Below are 18286 nucleotides of genomic sequence, written 5' to 3' on the forward strand. Positions count from 1 at the left end.
TGTTTTGGATTCTCTCAAGGACCGTGTGTCACATTACATTTCTATTTCTTAATTACACACTTTTCTTGACAAACCCTAGAGTGAAAAAGGATGGAGGTGCCGAGAGTTTGGCACCCCCATCCTTTTTTTAGCTTATACCTTCTATGATACAGCGAACAGTCCGTTCAATCTCTGCCTCATCGTTCCACTCTGCTTTTGGCATAATCATAAAGCGCGTTATCATCAAGCCAACAATATTCGTAATTAGCGTTCGCATAATTGTACTACTTGGCATATCATTAATCTCTCCACGCTCTTTATAGAAATTAATAATCCCATCAAACTGCCCTTTCACATGCACCATGAAAACTCTCGAAAACTGATCTCGAATCTCTTCATGATACAACATTTCCTGCATGTAAATCTTGATTACCTGAGTGTTCTCACGTACAAATTCAAACCGATTCTTTATTAAGGTTATTAAAAAAGTTCGAAAATCAGGATATTCCTGTTCAAAAACCTCCGCCACAAAAGTCTGTGCTAAAAATGGTGCTACACTCTCAATCATAATAGGCACAGTAATCGAGCTCAGTAAGTCCTTTTTCGTCTTATAATGCCTGAAAATTGTTCCCTCAGCAACACCTGCACGTTTCGCAATCTCACTCGTCGATGTTGCCGCGAAACCACGCTCTGCAAATAACTCAATCGCAGCTGCAACAATTTTCTTCTGTTTCTCACTCATTTTTTTATCCTGCTCTGCCACCGCCAGCATTTGGGTTAGAATATCTTTGCTTTCCGTCATTGCCGCCATTCCTTTCTATATTTTACGATATTTTTTCAAGGCAAAGATATTTAAAATCATGAATACGAGCGTAAATCCAACTAAAACATAGAAATCCGTTGCAAAACCGCTAAACCCTTCACCTTTTACCATAATCGATGTCAAAGCATCTGCACCGTAATAAAGTGGCATAATATGAGCAATCCATTGCAACCAATCCGCCATTCCTTCTAGCGGGAAAATCCCACAAAACAAAACTTGCGGTACAATCACAATCGGAATAAACTGCACAATTTGGAACTCATTATTTGCAAATGTTGATAATAAAATGCCCAGCGTCAAAGCAACCATCGCTAACATCAACGTAATCAGCAATACGTACCAAATCGACCCCATCTGCACCATATCGAGCACATGAATCGAGTACAATGCTACAATAATCGACTGTGCCAATGCAAAAATTCCAAATCCAAGCAAATAGCCCGTTTCCAGCTCCCATCGCTTAATCGGTGTCGCCATCAGACGCTCCAAAGTCCCTGTCGTCCGCTCACGTAAAAATGAAATACCCGCAATCAAGAAAACAAAGAAGAAAACAAAGAATCCAATGAAAATTGGTCCAATCGTATCGAAAAATGTCGTATCCGCATCTCCGTATATATATGCCGTATCAATCGATAGCTGTTGCTGTTGCGGTATTTGTAAATTTATTGCTGGAATATCCAATTGCTGACCCGTTTGAGCCGCATACTGTTTTGCTACATTTGCTAAAGACTGTTGTATCTTCGCACTCGCCTCTTGCATCGAAACACCTAGTTGCTTCATTGTCTCTTTTTGCTCCGCCATTAGAGCCGCTTGCAGCTTCATCTGAATCTGTTTGCTAACGCCCGGATCGCTATTTTCAAAAGTTAGCTTCACATCTGAACCATCCTGTAATATAAACGCATCTAGCCCATCTGATTTTATTGTATCCTTTGCGCTATCTACGGAATGATATTGCTTCACTGAAATATCCGTATCTTTCAGTTGCGTCACCATCGAAGAAGATACACCCTCCACACCAACTTTTGGTTTCACAGTATCTCCATCAAACAAATAATTAATCAGCGTGATCAAAAGAAGTGGCGCAATAAACATTAAAGCAAGCGTTCTTTTATCCCGTCGAAACTGATTCGCAATTCGCTTCACAATCGCCATTACTCGCATCATGACTGCACACCTCCAAATTGTAAAAAGGCATCTTCCAATCTCCCAGTCGACGTCTTCGCTTCCAATTCTGCCGGCGTGCCAACTGCGATAATTTTACCATCACGAACCATTGCCAACCGATCGCACTTTTCCGCTTCATCCATTACGTGTGTCGTTACGAGAATGCACTTACCTTCCCCTTTCAACATATCCAACTCCTCCCAAATCGACTTTCGTAATTCCGGGTCAATTCCAACAGTTGGTTCATCCAAAATCAACACATCAGGATCCTGCAACATCGAAATTGCGAGTGACAGACGCCGCTTCATGCCTCCTGAAAAATCGCTTACTTGTTTATTCAATTCCCCTTCTAAATTAACAAGTTTCGCCGCATAAGTAATCCGCTCCTTGCGCTTGGCACCCTTTAAGGAATACAGTGCTGCAAAAAACTCCATGTTCTCTTTGGCCGTCAAATCAATATATAACGCATCTGATTGCGCCATATAACCAATATTGGCAATCACACCAAGATTAGGCATCTGCTTATCCAAAACCGTAACCTCACCAGAATCACCTTTTTCCATACCTACAATAACTTTTACAAGCGTCGTTTTACCTGCACCAGAAGGGCCAATCAAGCCGAAAATTTCCCCTTTCTCCACATCCAGTCCAATGTCCGTCAAAATTTTCTTTTTCCCAAATGACACGTCAAGTCCTGCCACCTGAATCGCTACTTCTCCCATTTCTAAAACCTCCTCTAGGTTAAAAAACAATAAAATGAGTGATTACTCACTTTTTATTTTATACTAAAAAAATTAAAAGTAAAGTAAAAAGCTAGATCTATTAAAATATAAGTCAGCAAGATTGAAATATGCTTACCTAACAGGCACCACAAAGAGCCCCGATATATTTGAGCAGATTCGGAGCTCTTTGTATATTCACTAATTCTTTTTTCAAACTTTCATTCACTTTTTGTTCTACTTCCGCAAATAAACATCCGATATCAAGTGATCTGCCCCTTTTTTCAAAATAAGCTGGGCTCGATATTTCGTCCGTTCAATGTTCTCCTTCAAGTTCACACCATTAATTTTATCCCACGTTTCTAAAGCAAAAACACGTGCTTCTTCTTCGCTAATCTTTGTATAGCGGTGGAAATAAGAGCTTGAATCTTGGAAAGCTGTCTCACGCAATAGAAAAAAACGTTCTAAGTACCAGCGTTTAATCTCGCTTTCGTCCGCGTCCATATAAATCGTAAAATCAAAGAAATCACTCGGAAAAACAGCTTGTTCAGGATCTACCTGTAGCACATTAATCCCCTCTACAATAATAATATCAGGTTGACTAATCACTCGTGTCTCCTCCAATATATCATACGTAAAATGAGAATAAAGTGGTACTTCAACGTTTGCTTTATTACTTTTCAAATCACTCAAAAAAGCAACAAATCGACTCCTATCATAACTTTCAGGAAAGCCTTTACGCTCCATCAGCCCCTTTTCTTCCAAAATGGCATTTGGATACAAAAAGCCATCTGTCGTAATCAGCTCCACTTGGCGCGTTTTAGAAAACCAACGATCCAGCATAATTTTGAGAACCCTTGCCGTTGTGCTTTTCCCAACAGCCACACTGCCAGCAATACCAATAACAAACGGTGTATGTGTCGCATGGCGTTTCAAGTATTCCATTTTTTCGCCATGAATAAAAATTTGTTCATGATAATGCATTACGAGCAATTTCACGAGTGGTAAATATATTTCAGCGATATCTTCGAGCGAGATACGATCGTTTAAACCGCGTATATCTTCCAGTTCTTCCGCCGATAATATCTGGTCTTTACTTACTTCCAGCTTACGCCAATCCTCACGCGGAAAATGAAAGTAGGGGGAATAATGATCCATAGTCATTCCATCCTTCTCTAGTTTGTTTTCGTTTTCACAGGTTTAAGCATACCGTATCTGACCCAATTCCGCAACCTAATATTTCCGGTACACATACACATCTTTCGGCTTAGGAATTTCACCATATTTCTTTACTCTAACAGCTGGAATATCCATTTTAAAAGGAGCATAATATTCCTGCTCAATCACACCGCTCACTTTCACCCATGTATCATTGCTAAGCTCGGTCTCCTCGTCAGGCATATGCACCAGCATACCGTACACGCCAGAATCCGCAACACAATGAATAATACCAAAACGGAAGACAAAAAGGTTTGCATCCTTCGTCACAGGATCATTATACACAAAACCTGTAAACTCAATGTGCTTCCCTTCAAATTCACCAGGATAACTATAAATAATTTCCATTGTCATCAAATAATTCTCATCTGTCACCTTGATAGGATCATCATTAATAATCGCTTCCTTTTCTTTAGCAATCATCTTGTCATAATCAGACTTACCAAAATACCCGCTCGTATCTGGTTTCAAAAACTGATTCATCGCATATGGATCATCACCCGCCGCATTATTTTTCGGAAAATGAAACCCTTTTGCATCTACAATCGTCGAATTAAGCGTCGCAATTGGAAACATAAATCCAGCAATAAGTGGATAAATGAGAAGACCGTAAACCAAAATCTTTTTCCAAAACGTGCTCTCACCATCATGCGTATGCCCCATATGCGCGTGATTATGCTCCAAATCCTCATCGCGAAAAATCATAATAAGTTGAACCAAACCTAAGAAAAAGGCAGCAATCATTGCAGCTAGTGATAAATAGGAATACTTCATATTAATGTACTTGCTAATATCGCCCGTCACATGCAATTGCATCAAATAGAAGGCGAACCCAAATAAAATAAAAACACGAAACATCAAAACGCCCTCCTTCTAAATGAATAATGCATAAATAAACACCGTAACCGTAACACCAATCACGATAAATGCCACAAACTTCGCTTTAAAAGTCGCTAGCATCATCATTAAATTTTTAATATCGAGCATCGGTCCAAAAACGAGAAACGCCACAATCGACTGCGTTGAAAAAACACTTCGGAATGAGGCACCAATAAAGGCATCCGCTTCTGAACAAAGTGAAAGTACAAATGCCAGAACCATCATCAATAAAATAGATAATACAGGCCCGTGTCCAATCGAAACGAGCGTAGATGTCTTGATGTATGTCTGCATAACCGCAGCTAGCAAAGCACCGAACACAAGAAATTTCCCAACCGAGAAGAATTCATCGACCGCATGTTGTAGCGTATGCCAAATCTTGTCCTTCATTGGTAGTTTATCGGCATCATGAGTATGGTGGTCATGCCCTGTTTCAATGCTTGATATTGTTTGCGCTGATCCTGAGGCAAAAGCCGCATCCATTCCCACAATAGCAGTCATTTCAGACCTCTCTACCTTCTCCTTACGCTCAGCTGCCGTTTCATACAGCATAAACTTTTCTTTCAAACCCTCACCTTTATAAAAATATGCAATCGCACTCCCCACAACCAGCGCGACCACTAAGCTCCCTAAAACACGTAGCAATGGTACTTCCCATGTACTTCCAAATGCCACATATGTCGAAAATAACACTACTGGATTAATAATTGGCGCCGTCAACATAAACGCAATTCCAGCGTGAAGTGGCACCCCTTTTGCAATCAAATTTCGGACAATTGGCACAATCCCGCATTCACATGACGGAAAAAGGATACCAATCAACGAACCAACAATCACTGCTAAAAATCGATTTTTCGGCATAACCTTAGCAATAAACGCATCAGAAATAAACATTTGAATAAAACCTGCGATAAAAACACCAATCAACACAAATGGCAGAGCTTCAATCATAATCGAAATAAAAATTGTATTCATCTGTAAAAAAGAATCTGGTAAATTTTGAAACATATGTTCACTTCCTTGCCTTTTCAGTTTCGCTAAGCTAACCTCTTGATTTTATGCTTCTTGGAGGAAGAAATCAAGCTGTATCAGAAAAATTTATTTCAAGACAATAAAATAGCGAACTAAACCAATTTAATGGCTCGGCTCGCTATCCGATCTATTTTATTTAAGGTTGAATTATTTGTACATCTAAATCATATAATTCCACGTAAGCACTGAATCCTAGCTTTGTAATTCCTCTTTCAAACTGATATTTCAACCTCTCAGTTCCACCCGGCACATCGTTCACTTGGAATATTGGCGCTTCCATAAATTGAAAATCTACTCCAAAATTACTACCATCAAGCGTAACAGCATCGAGGCTAGAATATCCCCCTGATGAATTGCCAATCAAATTTTTCATTTGCAAGCTATTTGTGCCTACCCGCTTTAAGTCAAGTAATGCTACATCCTTTGAATCCACTGCACTTAATACTCTACCTAAATTTTGATTGTGAGCATTGATACGTTGTAGTGGACCTTTCAATAAAAATTTATTAGCCCAGTTAAATAATACTTGGCTATTCATTATTTGATTCCCGCCCAGATCCACAGTCTCTAATTTTTCTAGTCGAGTTACCGGAGCAATGCTCTCACTCGTGATTTTATTGTTATCCAGTTTTAATATCTTTAAGTTGCTTGCGTATTCCATTCCTGTTAGCTCTTCAATACCTTTGCCAACTGCTGTAAATTCAGTCAAAGTTTCCATCTTCGCTTTTGTAATTTGATTATCATCTGTTACACCGAGTTCTTCCTTCAGTGCTGCGCGCAAATGATCATCGGGAATTTCTACTTTCTCCTCTGGAATTTCCGTTGTTGGATCTGCGACAATATTCCAATTTAATGAAGCTTTTTGTTGACCGACTGTAGCATCTTTTGGAATCGTTAAAGACACTCCATCAATACCACCTAGTAACGCAGAGTGACTTCCCAGACCCGCATTTTTCTCAGCAATCAATACATCAATTTCATCTCCGTCTGCCGCTAGCTCGCCTCCAACCGATTCAATCCCTGGATCTGCACCATTGTATTCAGGATCAAAAGCAAGTGCCCCGCCACGAACCAATTCTCCACTCTGCGATACTTTTAAAGTCCAGCCGTCGCCAGTTCCGCGTAAGTCGGCAATATTAATAAATGCCGGTAAATCTTGACCCGTTTTGGTTGTCACTTTTTTGGCATGGATCTTTTCTTTCCGACCAGTTAACGTAAAATCGCCAAAATTTAAATCAGATACGTGGTTGATACGCAACGATCCCGGATTTGGATTAATTGGATCAACCGGGATACTCGGTTCTTCTGGGTCAATCGGATTTGGAACTTCTGGATCTATAACCCCAGTACCTGGTAAAATCTGAATCGCCGCTTCGCTTGTTGCCTTATCTGCCCCGTCATACGTTGTAGCTAAAACCGTATTCCCTGCTGTTGATGTAACTAGTAATCCGGTCATAGCCATGAGACTTAACTTCTTCATAAATGGTTGACACTCCTTTAAAATTTACTTTAAAGGTTAATATTAGCTTGAAAATATCGCGTTTACCACCACTTCTTTTGCTCCTTTTTAGAAAATCATGATAGAAAAAAGGCGACGACCCAACTCCAAAAATGGATGCAAGGTCATCGCTTATGAGACATACTATTGAACTAGGTTTGAATACGGTTGCGCGTGGAACATCCACACTAATCCGTACTTATCTTTAATGATACCCATTTTTCCACCCCAGAATTGCTCTTTTAGTTCGTCGATAATTTCTACGCCACTCTCTGTAACATTCTTGTATAGGGCCTCCAGCGCTGCAACGTCTTCTGCGTCTTCTGAATTGAAATCAAGCATCATGGTAACACTGGAAGAAAACGGCTCGCCTTTGCTATCACGGTCGCTACAGAAAATCGTATTCCCCAATATAACAAAGCCGCCATGAATCGTTGTATCTTCCAAATTATCTGTTGTGATACCCCATTCTTTTGCCATGTTCTCATCCATACTCATTCGCTTCAATAAAGTTGCTCCGAAGACTTCTTTATAGTATTCCATCGATTCTTTCGCATTATCAAAACTCAAATAAGAATATAATTTAGCCATCTTTGTTTTCCACCTTTCAATTAAAGTTACACTTGGATTATAATTGATACATCATACAATTACAATTCATACGTTAGATATTTATAAAAGTTGGGCGATTTTTATCAAACACACTACTTCCGATACATTTTGAACTCCAAAAACAATTCATTGTAGTGCGCCAACATCTTCTTGCCTAGATTATCATAAACTTCTAAGTTCTTTAACTGGTCTAGATTTGGATAGAAGCGTTCATCACTCGAAATTTCTTTTGGTAAAAGTTTCACAGCAGCCTCATTCGGCGTTGCATATCCGACATATTCCGCATTTTGTGCTGCATTTTCCGGTTTTAGCATGAAATTGATAAATTTATGCGCACCATCCACATTTTTTGCCGTTTTCGGAATGACCATGTTATCGAACCACAAATTCGATCCTTCTTTCGGAATAACATACTCCAAATCCTCATTTTGATCCAACATCTCAGCCGCCTCGCCAGAGAAGGTTACCGCAACTCCTGCCTCATTTCCAGCCATCAAAATCTTAATTTCATCCCCAACAATCGCTTTTACATTTGGTGTCATTTCTTTTAACTTTGCAAGTGCCTTTTGTAACTGCGCCTCATCCGTGCTGTTTAGCGAGTACCCGAGGCTATTCAATCCAAGTCCCATCACCTCGCGTGCACCATCGATAAGTAAAATCTGATTTCTAAGCTCTGGCCGCCACAAATCATTCCAACTCGTAAACGGGATATCTTTCACGATTTTTTTATTATAAATAATACCAAGCGTTCCCCAGAAATATGGCATCGAATACTTATTTTCCGGATCAAATGACAAATCCATAAAACGCGGATTCAAATATTTCATATTCGGCAATTTTGCTTTATCAAGCGGAATCAACAAATTCTCCTCCCGCATCTTGCTAATTGCATAATCACTAGGAACAGCAATATCGAATGTTGTTCCGCCTTGCTCAATCTTCGTCATCATCGCTTCATTTGAGTCAAATGTCTGGTAAATCACTTTTATTCCAGATTCTTTTTCAAATTTCTTTAATAAATCTGGATCGACATAATCGCCCCAGTTGTATATCGTTAATGTGTTTCCACCTGAGTAACCTTCCGACTTGTTCAGTGAGAATGTTAGCACCATCATCAAAATCGCCACAACTACGACCAGCCCAAAAACACGAACTAATTGCTTCATTTTTTCGGCACCTCCATCGCCTTGGCATTACGTTGATTAATAAAGTAGTAACCAATTACAAGCACAATCGTAAACAGGAATAATAATGTCGACAACGCGTTAATCGAAAGTGAAATCCCTTGACGCGCCCGTGAATAAATCTCCACAGAAAGCGTTGAAAAACCATTCCCTGTAACGAAAAATGTCACTGCAAAATCGTCTAGCGAATACGTCAACGCCATGAAAAATCCTGCAAAAACACCAGGTGCAATATATGGTAATATGACCTTACTAAGCACATTCCACTGGCTTGCCCCCAAATCACGTGCTGCATCAATTAGCGTTGGGCTCATCTCTTGCAGTTTTGGTAAAACCATCAGGACTACAATTGGAATACTGAACGCAATATGCGATACGAGTACTGAAATAAAGCCCAGTTTCACGCCTAAAATTGTGAAAAAAATCAAGAACGAGGCACCAATTACAACGTCTGGACTTACAATCAACACATTGTTTAAGCTGAGCAACGAATTTTTTGCAAACGGTCGTGGCATGTAGCGTATCGCAAGTGCCCCGAGAACGCCTAGAATCGTTGCCACAACAGAAGAAAGCAGCGCAATCACAAATGTATTCAACACAATAATTAGTAGCCGCGTATCTTGAAATACCTCTTTATAGTAATCCCATGTAAACCCACTAAAATTGTTCATCGTGCCACCCACATTAAACGAGTAAAACATCAAATAAAAGATCGGTGCGTACAAAACAAAGAATACGACAGCTAAATAAATTTTTCCCCACTTGTTTTTCTTCATTTCACCGCTCCTTTCTTCCGCTTTGTGCCACTTACAAACATAATAATGAACATCGCAATAATAAGGAATACGCCAATTGTCGAGCCCATTCCCCAATCTTGTGTCACCAAGAAATGCTCCTCAATTGCCGTCCCAAGCGTAATCACTCGGTTCCCTGCAATCAAACGAGTAATCATAAATAGCGATAATGCTGGAATGAAAACCGCTTGACACCCAGCTTTCACCCCACCCAGCGTAATTGGAAAAACAACTCGCCAAAAAGTAGTCCAACGCGTAGCTCCTAAATCTTGGGCCGCATGTGTTAACGATGGGTTCATCTCTTCCAGCGCATTATAAATCGGCAAAATCATAAATGGAATAAAAATATATGTCGACACAAATAGGAAACTAAAATCCGTAAATAAAATCTGCTTCGTACCAATCCCGATAAACTCTAAAAACTTATTCGCCGTCCCATACGTCCCAAAAATCCCCATAAATGCGTAGGCTTTAAGCAGTAAATTAATCCAGGTTGGTAATATAATTAATAGCAACCAAAGCTGCTTATGTTTCAATTTAGTCAAAACTAGCGCTGTCGGATACGAAATCAGCAACGTAAACAGCATAATCAAAAACGCATACCAAAACGAGCTCACCGTCATTTTCAAATAAACTGGCGTAAAGAAATTCACATAATTCGAAAACGTAAAATTCCCATCAATATCAAAAAACGAGTAATACGCAATCAACACGATTGGCGCAATAACAAAAAGCAAAATCCAAAAGGCATAGGGTATCAGATAAAAAGTACGCGCTCGTCTCGTCATCGCATTACGCCTCTTCGTAACTTTCTAGACGGGCATCGAATTCTTCTTCTGTTTCACCAAGGCGCATAATATGAATCGCTTCTGGTTCAAATGCCAGCCCTAATTTTTCACCGATTCTTGCTTTTTTTGTCGAATGAACAAGCCACTCATTCCCGTCTTCATCGATACAGCCAATTTCATAATGAACGCCACGGAATAGTACCCAATCAACGGTTACACGCAGATTTCCTTTTTCCTCTGTCGTAATCTCCAAATCCTCAGGACGAATAATCACTTCCACAACCTCATTAGGATTGAAACCTTGATCGACACACTCGAATCGACGTTCTACAAATTCCACTTCAAAGTCTTGCACCATTTTACCAGCAACAATATTCGATTCCCCGATAAAATCCGCCACAAACCGATTAATTGGCTCATCATAAATATCCATCGGTGTCCCGCTTTGCTGAATCTCTCCCTTGTTCAAGACAAAAATCTCATCACTCATCGCCAACGCCTCTTCTTGATCATGTGTCACGAAAATAAATGTAATTCCAAGCCGGCGTTGCAAATCACGCAATTCATACTGCATCTCTGTCCGCAACTTCAAATCAAGTGCTGATAAGGGCTCATCTAGCAAAATAACTTCCGGTTCATTCACAATTGCACGCGCAATCGCGACACGTTGACGTTGACCACCAGACATTTCTGTAATCTCACGTTGCTCATAACCCGCCAAGTTTACAAATCGCAATGCTTCCGTTACTTTTTGTTTGATTGCGTCTTTCTTCAACTTCTTAATACGCAAACCAAAAGCCACGTTTTCAAATACATTCAAATGTGGGAATAACGCATAATCTTGAAAAACCGTATTTACAGGCCGCTTATTCGCCGGAATATCGTTAATCACTTTATCATTTAGAAAAATTTTGCCTTCACTCGCCTCCAAAAAACCGGCAATAAGTCGCAAAATCGTCGTTTTTCCACATCCAGAAGGACCGAGTAACGTATAGAACTTTCCTCGTTCAATCTCAAAACTTACATTATCAAGTACTGGTGGATCATTATCAAACTGCTTTGTCACATTTTCAAAGCGAATAATTGTTTCTGCCATATAAATTCCTCCTTACAAATATGAATCCGTAGCCACTAAAATAAGCGTCGCAGGTTCATCTTCCTCGTTACATATTTGATGCTCATCCGAAGCGTGGAAATAGATTGCCTCGCCTTTTTTTGCGATATATTTTTTCTTACCTAATTTAATCGTTACTTGGCCTTCCAACACGTAAGCAAATGTCTCTGATAGCGAAGGCTCAAATTGTTTAAACGCACCATGCCCTGATAGCGTTAAATACACCGGCTCGATTTCCTTCTCATTAGATTCAGGCACCAGCCACTTTACTTGATACCCTTTTTCCTCATCTTCAAAAAAAGTATGCTCGCTCGCATCGTACACAACCTTCTGCTCCTGCTCTTCTTCATCAAAAAATTCTTTCGGCGTACAACCGAGCACCTCTAAAATATCAAATAATGTTTCGATAGAAGGCGAGCTTAAATCACGCTCCAACTGTGAAATATAGCCCTTCGTCAGATCCGTTCGTTCCCCAAGCTCTTCCTGCGTCAAATTCTTACTAAGTCGTAAATTCTTAATCCGCTTGCCAATATCCATAGTCGCAACCTTCCTATTAGTTTAGTAGAAGTAAACCTAAAGTCATTATTGTTTAGTAATAGTAAACTCAATGTTTACCACAGCACTGCTAATTATACAACATCAGACGCTTAAACTGCAATACTTTTTTACAAAAAAAGAAGCCTGCTGAAAGTTCCTCAACTCCCATCAGGCTCTAGCTTTATGCTAACTCTTCACTACCAAAATAATACGTCTCATATAGGTTTAAATTCTGTCGCAACTCACGCGCTAAATCCCGAGAAATTCTTCCTTGCTCAAAGAGATTTTGAATTACATCACGCTCAATTTGAACGGCTTGAAGTTGCACGTCTTTTTTCGCTTGTTCGAACGATTCTCGTGATTTGATACTGCCACGATCTTGTTTCAGCTGCTCCAAAATCCGTTTGTTCTCATTGATAAGTGGCCAAATCACTGCCTGATTCGTTTCATCAAGCATATCCATCAGCTTGGCGTTTACAACGCTCGCATTCTTTTCACGCAAATCCCGAATTTCATTGAACATCGCTTCATACTGTTCCTTATTTTGCTTGATTTCATCTATTCGTGCCTTCGCTTTTTGCCATTGTTTCGGATGCAACACTTGACGAGTAAGTCGCTTAAACATCATTCCCATCATACCAGAACGTGATTTTCCTCTACCAGACAAAGCCTTTTCCATCGAATCCAAATAGTTATTATAACGACTGGCAGCTTGTTTGCCGGCTTCACCTTGACTTACTAGCAAATCGGTATTTTCTTTTTCCCATTGTACTATTTGTAAACGCAATACATGCTGTTCTTTATCGATTTCACGCTGTCTGCTCATATCCATATCTTCTTTTTGAATGGCACGCATGCGACCACGATAATCGTCCATAACGACCTGTGTCGCTGCCTTATTTTCCGATGTTATTTCTTTATTCAATTGCTCCACCACATGTCGACAAACGCTCAATTTCATCGATTTTTCAGCACGCGGACTATCCGATTTACTCTCATCTTTCCGAGCCAAGATTGGTAAAATCGCGGTTGCAATAATAAGTGAGCACAAAATAACGCCTGAAGCAATGCATATAATCAAGGATCGCTGCGGAAAGGGGCTGCCATCAGCTAGGACAAATGGAATCGAGAGCGCCGAAGCAAGTGTTACCGCACCACGAACGCCAGACAACGAAGTAAGCACGGTTGCGCGCATGTTTGGTTTACTCGAATCTTTTCCCTTCATCAAATGTGGAATCAGCCAACCTAAATGAATCCACAAGAACCGGATACCAATCAAACTGAACGTAATCAGAAGAACATAGCCCGCTACTTGCCAGTTACTCACTCCTGAATTTTGCCACACAACTTGAATAATATCTGGCAATTGCGTTCCTAAAATAATAAATACTAAACCGTTCAACACGAAAATAATAACGGACCACGTGCCTTGTGATACCACGTTTAATTTTACCGTCATCGGATCCATTTTACGCTTCTCAAAAGCATGCATAATTCCAGCTGCTACAACGGCCAATATACCAGATACATGCAGTTCCTCAGCGATTAAATAAATGACAAACGGCGTCAAAATTTGAATTAACATATGTAGCGTAACATCTTCCATGCCAAGCTTGCGAATCCATTTTAAAAATCTAAATTTAATAAAAGTCAAAACTAGTCCGCAAATAATTCCACCAACAGCAATGATGACAAAGCTTACAGACGCATTCCAAATCGAAAATACGCCCGTCACCATCGCTGCAATTGCAAATTGGAAAGCAACCAGTCCAGATGCATCATTCATCAGCGCTTCCCCTTCAAGCAGGTGCGTGATTTTTTTAGGTAAGTCAATTCGTCCCGAAAGAGAACCCACAGCCACCGCATCTGTTGGTGCAAGTGCTGCCGCCAAAGCAAAAGCTGCCGCTAGTGGAATCGTAGGTATCATCCAATTAACGAAGTAGCCAATTACAATCACTGTTACAAAAACGAGCCCCAATGCTAACATCAAAATCGGCGCACGCAAATTCCACAACGCCTGCCGATCCGTTCGTTTGCCATCATTAAAAAGCAATGGCGCGATGAAAAGAACTAAAAACAGTTCTGGATTTAATTTCAGCTCAAAGGCAAGCGGCAAAACAGCGACTATAACACCTAATCCGATCTGTATCAACGGAATCGACACAAATGGAATAAATCGGTTCACCACATTCGAAATTAAAATCGCCGCTAGCATAATTAATACGTAATAAAATATTTCCACCCTTTTTTCAACCCCTTATTCGCCCTCAACCTCATTTTTATATTGATCAATCTCATCGTTTAAATATTTCATTTTCTCATCCAAATGCTGAATAATTGCCGCTGCTTCGTATAATTCCTGCGTCAAATGGGCTGGTGCTGTCGATTTATACTTATAATAAATCTTATGCTCCAAACTCGCCCAAAAATCCATAGCAACCGTTCTAATCTGGATTTCCACGCACATTTTACGCGACGTATTCGTTAAGAAAATTGGCACTTCACAAATTAAATGCAGACTCCGATATCCATTTGGCTTCGGATTTTCCACATAATCTTTTACCTTCAAAATGGTCATATCATCCTGATTCGCTAACATCTCATAAATCTTATAAATATCCGAAACAAAAGAACAAGTAACTCGAATACCAGCAATGTCCTGCACGTGCTCATACGCGTTTTCTGGTGTAATATCCAGCCCTTTTTTCTCTAATTTCGCGGTTAAACTCTCGAAACTTTTCACCCGCGATTTCAAATGTTCCATTGGATTATAATCATGAAGAAACTGAAACTCATCATTCAGTATCTTTAATTTCGTATTGACCTCTTCTAAGGCAAAACGATGCATTAACATCACATTACGCCATTCTTTCAATTCATTTACGGAAGGTTGTTGCACAAAAATAACTCCTCTCTCCACTTCACTATTATACCCTCCTATATTACTACATTTCACAAGTTTGCGCACAGTAAATCGTCAAATAAAAGAGATTTCTTACTATTTTATCATCGCTTTATAATTTACAAGTATAAGCTACTTTTATGAACTACATATGAATTTCACAAAATCCGTTCCTATTCGTGGCATTCTTTGGTATGATGAACGTATCAAAAGGAATCGGGGGCTTGTTTGGGATGTTAAATAAAAAAGCAGAATTACAATTCAATATTATTCTAAAAGCGTTGAATATGACCAGTGTTGGCGTTATCATTACAGATGCTGACCTGCCGGGGAATCCAATTATTTATGTCAATAGTGGCTTCGAACGAATCACTGGCTACACATCTGAAGAAGTTTGTGGGGAAAGCTGCCGCATGCTTCAAGGTCCAAAAACGGACAAAACGGCGACCGCTAAAATAAGCCAAGCCATCAAAAATCGCACTACTGTCAGCGTATTCCTGCAAAACTATCGCAAAAACGGTGATATCTTTTTCAATGAACTCACAATTGATCCAATTTATGATGAAGCTTCTGGTAAAAACTACTTTATCGGGATTCAACGAGATGTCACGCGCGAAGAAAAATACAAAATGTTACTAGAAGATTCGATAGAAGAAATCGTCAAAATGTCGACACCTATCGTTCCTGTACAAGAAGGTGTCGCAGTCTTACCCCTAGTTGGTGCATTATCAACAGATCGCTTTGAAGAAATGACGCAAAATGTAGCTTCTTATTTAGATGTTAGTCATATCGATTACTTAATTATGGACATTTCTGGGCTTGCTGATTTCAATGAAGATGTTGCTGCCAATCTAATCAAATTTTTAGCCTTGACGAAACTAACTGGGGTAAGCCTCATGTTGACTGGTGTTTCGCCACGATTCGCCATGTTAATGGTCAACTATGACAATCGCCTGCCGAGTATCCCTACTTTTAGTACCGTTCGTGAAGCGCTAAAAAACGTATAATCCTCAAAAAAACCTTGCAATTCCTTATTAAATTCGTTAGTATAGTACATGAAAACTTAATAAAATCCTCATCAATAGGTGAGGTAGAGGTTGCGAAATTCACAAGTAACGCGGAAAAAGCGAGGTGCATAAAACACCGATGACCCCGCGCGAAAAGGATGCTCGCCGAAGTGAAGACAGGTTTATGACTGTTCTTTAGCTGGGACTGTTATCGAAAGAAACAGGACTGCCGTTTTTGCCATTAGCTTGACGAAACGGGTGTGCTATCTAACGCTTTTTGATGTTGGTATCTATAGACTGATCTCGAAAGAAGCACGCGGGATTAGTTTTTTTGTTCCCAAAACCTCATTTTAAACAGAGTAGAAAGGGAGTTTTATTTTTGAAAAAAGAACAGCAACAAGGTCACATTCGTAGAGATTTAAAAACGCGTCATTTATCGATGATTGCGATTGGAGGCTCCATTGGAACAGGATTATTCCTAGCGAGCGGAAATGCGATAGCCGTCGCAGGACCTGGCGGCGCACTCGTCGCCTATGCCGCAATTGGCCTCATGGTTTATTTTTTAATGACAAGTCTTGGTGAAATGGCAACATATATGCCGGTTTCAGGTTCCTTTAGTACGTATGCTTCTCGTTTCGTTGATCCAGCCTTTGGATTTGCGCTTGGCTGGAACTACTGGTTTAACTGGGCTATCACGTTAGCCGTTGATATTTCAACCGCCGCACTCATTATTCAATTCTGGTATCCAGATGCTCCAGCTTGGCTGTGGAGTGCCGTATTCTTATTGCTCATATTTGGTCTAAACGCCCTATCTGTCAAAGCTTATGGCGAATCAGAGTATTGGTTTTCTATCATCAAAGTTGTCACCGTTATCGTCTTCTTAATTATCGGTGTTCTAACAATTCTAGGTATACTCGGCGGTCATTTCATCGGTTTTGAAAACTTCACAAAAGGGGATGCTCCATTTAACGGAGGATTCTTCGCCATTCTCGGGACATTCCTGCTCGCTGGATTCTCCTTCCAAGGAACGGAACTCGTTGGTATTGCAGCCGGAGAAAGTGCAACACCTGAAAAAAGCGTACCTAAAGCCATTAAACAAGTTTTCTGGCGCATCTTGCTTTTCTACATTTTTGCTATTTTCATTATCGGTATGATTATTCCCTATACTAGCCCAAACTTGCTCGGCGGTGAGGCGACAGACGTTGCTATTAGCCCGTTCACGCTCGTTTTTGAAAAAGCTGGTTTGGCGATTGCGGCTTCTGTTATGAATGCGGTTATCCTAACTTCCGTGTTATCCGCTGGTAATTCTGGGCTTTACGCCTCAACTCGGATGTTATGGTCGATGGCAAAAGACGGTAAAGCACCGAAATTCCTATCCAAGGTAAATCGTCGTGGTATTCCGATGGCTGCGCTAATTATGACAACTATCGTTGGTGCAATGACATTTATCACAACTTTGAGTGACAATGGTACAGTTATTTATACGTGGCTCCTAAGCGCATCTGGACTAACTGGCTTCATTGCATGGGTCGGTATCGCGATTAGTCATTATCGTTTCCGACGTGCCTACGTGAAGCAAGGTTTAAACCTAGATGACTTAAAATACAAGGCAAAATTTTTCCCGTTCGGCCCGATTTTGGCGCTAGTACTATGTCTTTTGGTTATCGTTGGACAAGATTACAACGCCTTTTTACATCCAGATATTACAAATCCACAATGGTGGCAAAAAATCGGAATTTCCTACATCGGGCTTCCTATTTTCCTAGCATTTTGGCTCATTTATAAATATACACAAAAATCAAAAGTTATCCCGCTTGATGAATGCTCTTTCGATGAGCACTCTTATGCAGAAGGAAAACGAGATTAAGAAGACATACTAAAGAAGGGGACATCCGTTGATTTTAAATCAATGGATGTCCCCTTCTTTGTATATAGTAGCGCATACTCAAACTATCATATATGCTTATCTTTTGATTTAGCGAAAAAGACCATTTATAATTTTTAGCTGTACTCGTATTATCCGAAGTTGATGGTTC

At 40.1% G+C, this 18286-nt stretch carries 17 protein-coding genes and 1 riboswitch; of the genes, 2 read left to right on the forward strand and 15 right to left on the reverse strand.

The genetic code is table 11. The features are described from left to right. Positions 1–127: 127 nt before the first annotated feature. From R8925_RS13345 to R8925_RS13415, 15 genes are all read right to left on the reverse strand, one after another. A complete protein-coding gene (locus R8925_RS13345; protein ID WP_430539449.1) occupies positions 128–781 on the reverse strand; it encodes a TetR/AcrR family transcriptional regulator in 654 nt (217 codons plus the stop codon). Between the two features lie 15 nt (positions 782–796). After that, positions 797–1963 (reverse strand): ABC transporter permease, encoded by a 1167-nt coding sequence (locus R8925_RS13350; protein WP_430536319.1) that lies wholly within the window; start codon positions 1961–1963, stop codon positions 797–799. Further along, positions 1963–2688 carry an ABC transporter ATP-binding protein gene (locus R8925_RS13355; protein ID WP_430536295.1) on the reverse strand — a complete coding sequence of 242 codons (726 nt, stop codon included), beginning with the start codon at positions 2686–2688 and terminating at the stop codon, positions 1963–1965. The genes R8925_RS13350 and R8925_RS13355 overlap by 1 nt, the downstream gene beginning before the upstream one ends. A gap of 234 nt (positions 2689–2922) precedes the next feature. Beyond that, the gene (gene coaA / locus R8925_RS13360; RefSeq protein ID WP_430536296.1) at positions 2923–3843 is read right to left on the reverse strand and encodes a type I pantothenate kinase; all 921 of its coding nucleotides are present in this window, start codon (positions 3841–3843) and stop codon (positions 2923–2925) included. A 75-nt stretch (positions 3844–3918) separates the two neighbouring features. Beyond that, positions 3919–4761: a TIGR03943 family putative permease subunit gene (locus R8925_RS13365; protein WP_430536297.1), complete on the reverse strand. Its 843-nt coding sequence runs from the start codon at positions 4759–4761 to the stop codon at positions 3919–3921. 15 nt (positions 4762–4776) lie between these two features. Next, positions 4777–5790 (reverse strand): permease, encoded by a 1014-nt coding sequence (locus tag R8925_RS13370; RefSeq protein WP_430536298.1) that lies wholly within the window; start codon positions 5788–5790, stop codon positions 4777–4779. A gap of 160 nt (positions 5791–5950) precedes the next feature. Further along, a complete protein-coding gene (locus R8925_RS13375) occupies positions 5951–7294 on the reverse strand; it encodes a WxL domain-containing protein (protein ID WP_430536299.1) in 1344 nt (447 codons plus the stop codon). Positions 7295–7456: 162 nt separating this feature from the next. After that, positions 7457–7903, reverse strand: a complete 447-nt coding sequence (locus R8925_RS13380; RefSeq protein ID WP_430536300.1) for a VOC family protein — start codon at positions 7901–7903, stop codon at positions 7457–7459. A 113-nt stretch (positions 7904–8016) separates the two neighbouring features. Further along, positions 8017–9090 (reverse strand): ABC transporter substrate-binding protein, encoded by a 1074-nt coding sequence (locus tag R8925_RS13385; protein WP_430536301.1) that lies wholly within the window; start codon positions 9088–9090, stop codon positions 8017–8019. Further along, complete coding sequence (locus R8925_RS13390; RefSeq protein ID WP_430536302.1) at positions 9087–9884, reverse strand: ABC transporter permease; 798 nt, start codon at positions 9882–9884, stop codon at positions 9087–9089. Before R8925_RS13390 ends, R8925_RS13385 begins: the two co-directional genes overlap by 4 nt. After that, positions 9881–10690, reverse strand: a complete 810-nt coding sequence (locus R8925_RS13395; RefSeq protein ID WP_430536303.1) for an ABC transporter permease — start codon at positions 10688–10690, stop codon at positions 9881–9883. The genes R8925_RS13390 and R8925_RS13395 overlap by 4 nt, the downstream gene beginning before the upstream one ends. A gap of 4 nt (positions 10691–10694) precedes the next feature. Beyond that, on the reverse strand, positions 10695–11786 hold the full coding sequence (locus R8925_RS13400; protein WP_430536304.1) for an ABC transporter ATP-binding protein: 1092 nt from the start codon (positions 11784–11786) through the stop codon (positions 10695–10697). A 12-nt stretch (positions 11787–11798) separates the two neighbouring features. Beyond that, positions 11799–12341, reverse strand: coding sequence for a helix-turn-helix domain-containing protein (locus R8925_RS13405; RefSeq protein WP_430536305.1), 543 nt, complete (start codon positions 12339–12341; stop codon positions 11799–11801). 181 nt (positions 12342–12522) lie between these two features. Further along, on the reverse strand, positions 12523–14583 hold the full coding sequence (locus R8925_RS13410) for a Na+/H+ antiporter (protein WP_430536306.1): 2061 nt from the start codon (positions 14581–14583) through the stop codon (positions 12523–12525). A 15-nt stretch (positions 14584–14598) separates the two neighbouring features. Further along, complete coding sequence (locus R8925_RS13415; protein WP_430536320.1) at positions 14599–15240, reverse strand: GTP pyrophosphokinase; 642 nt, start codon at positions 15238–15240, stop codon at positions 14599–14601. Positions 15241–15476: 236 nt separating this feature from the next. Here R8925_RS13415 and ytvA point away from each other — a divergent pair, with 236 nt between their 5' ends. Then, complete coding sequence (gene ytvA, locus R8925_RS13420; RefSeq protein WP_430536307.1) at positions 15477–16250, forward strand: YtvA family blue-light photoreceptor; 774 nt, start codon at positions 15477–15479, stop codon at positions 16248–16250. Positions 16251–16326: 76 nt separating this feature from the next. Continuing rightward, positions 16327–16524, forward strand: a riboswitch (Lysine riboswitch). Positions 16525–16629: 105 nt separating this feature from the next. Next, a complete protein-coding gene (locus R8925_RS13425) occupies positions 16630–18117 on the forward strand; it encodes an amino acid permease (protein WP_488192515.1) in 1488 nt (495 codons plus the stop codon). Positions 18118–18286 lie beyond the last annotated feature (169 nt).

The sequence above is a fragment of the Listeria rocourtiae subsp. hofi genome, from assembly GCF_963575615.1.
GTDB classification, from domain to species: Bacteria; Bacillota; Bacilli; order Lactobacillales; family Listeriaceae; genus Listeria_A; species Listeria_A hofi.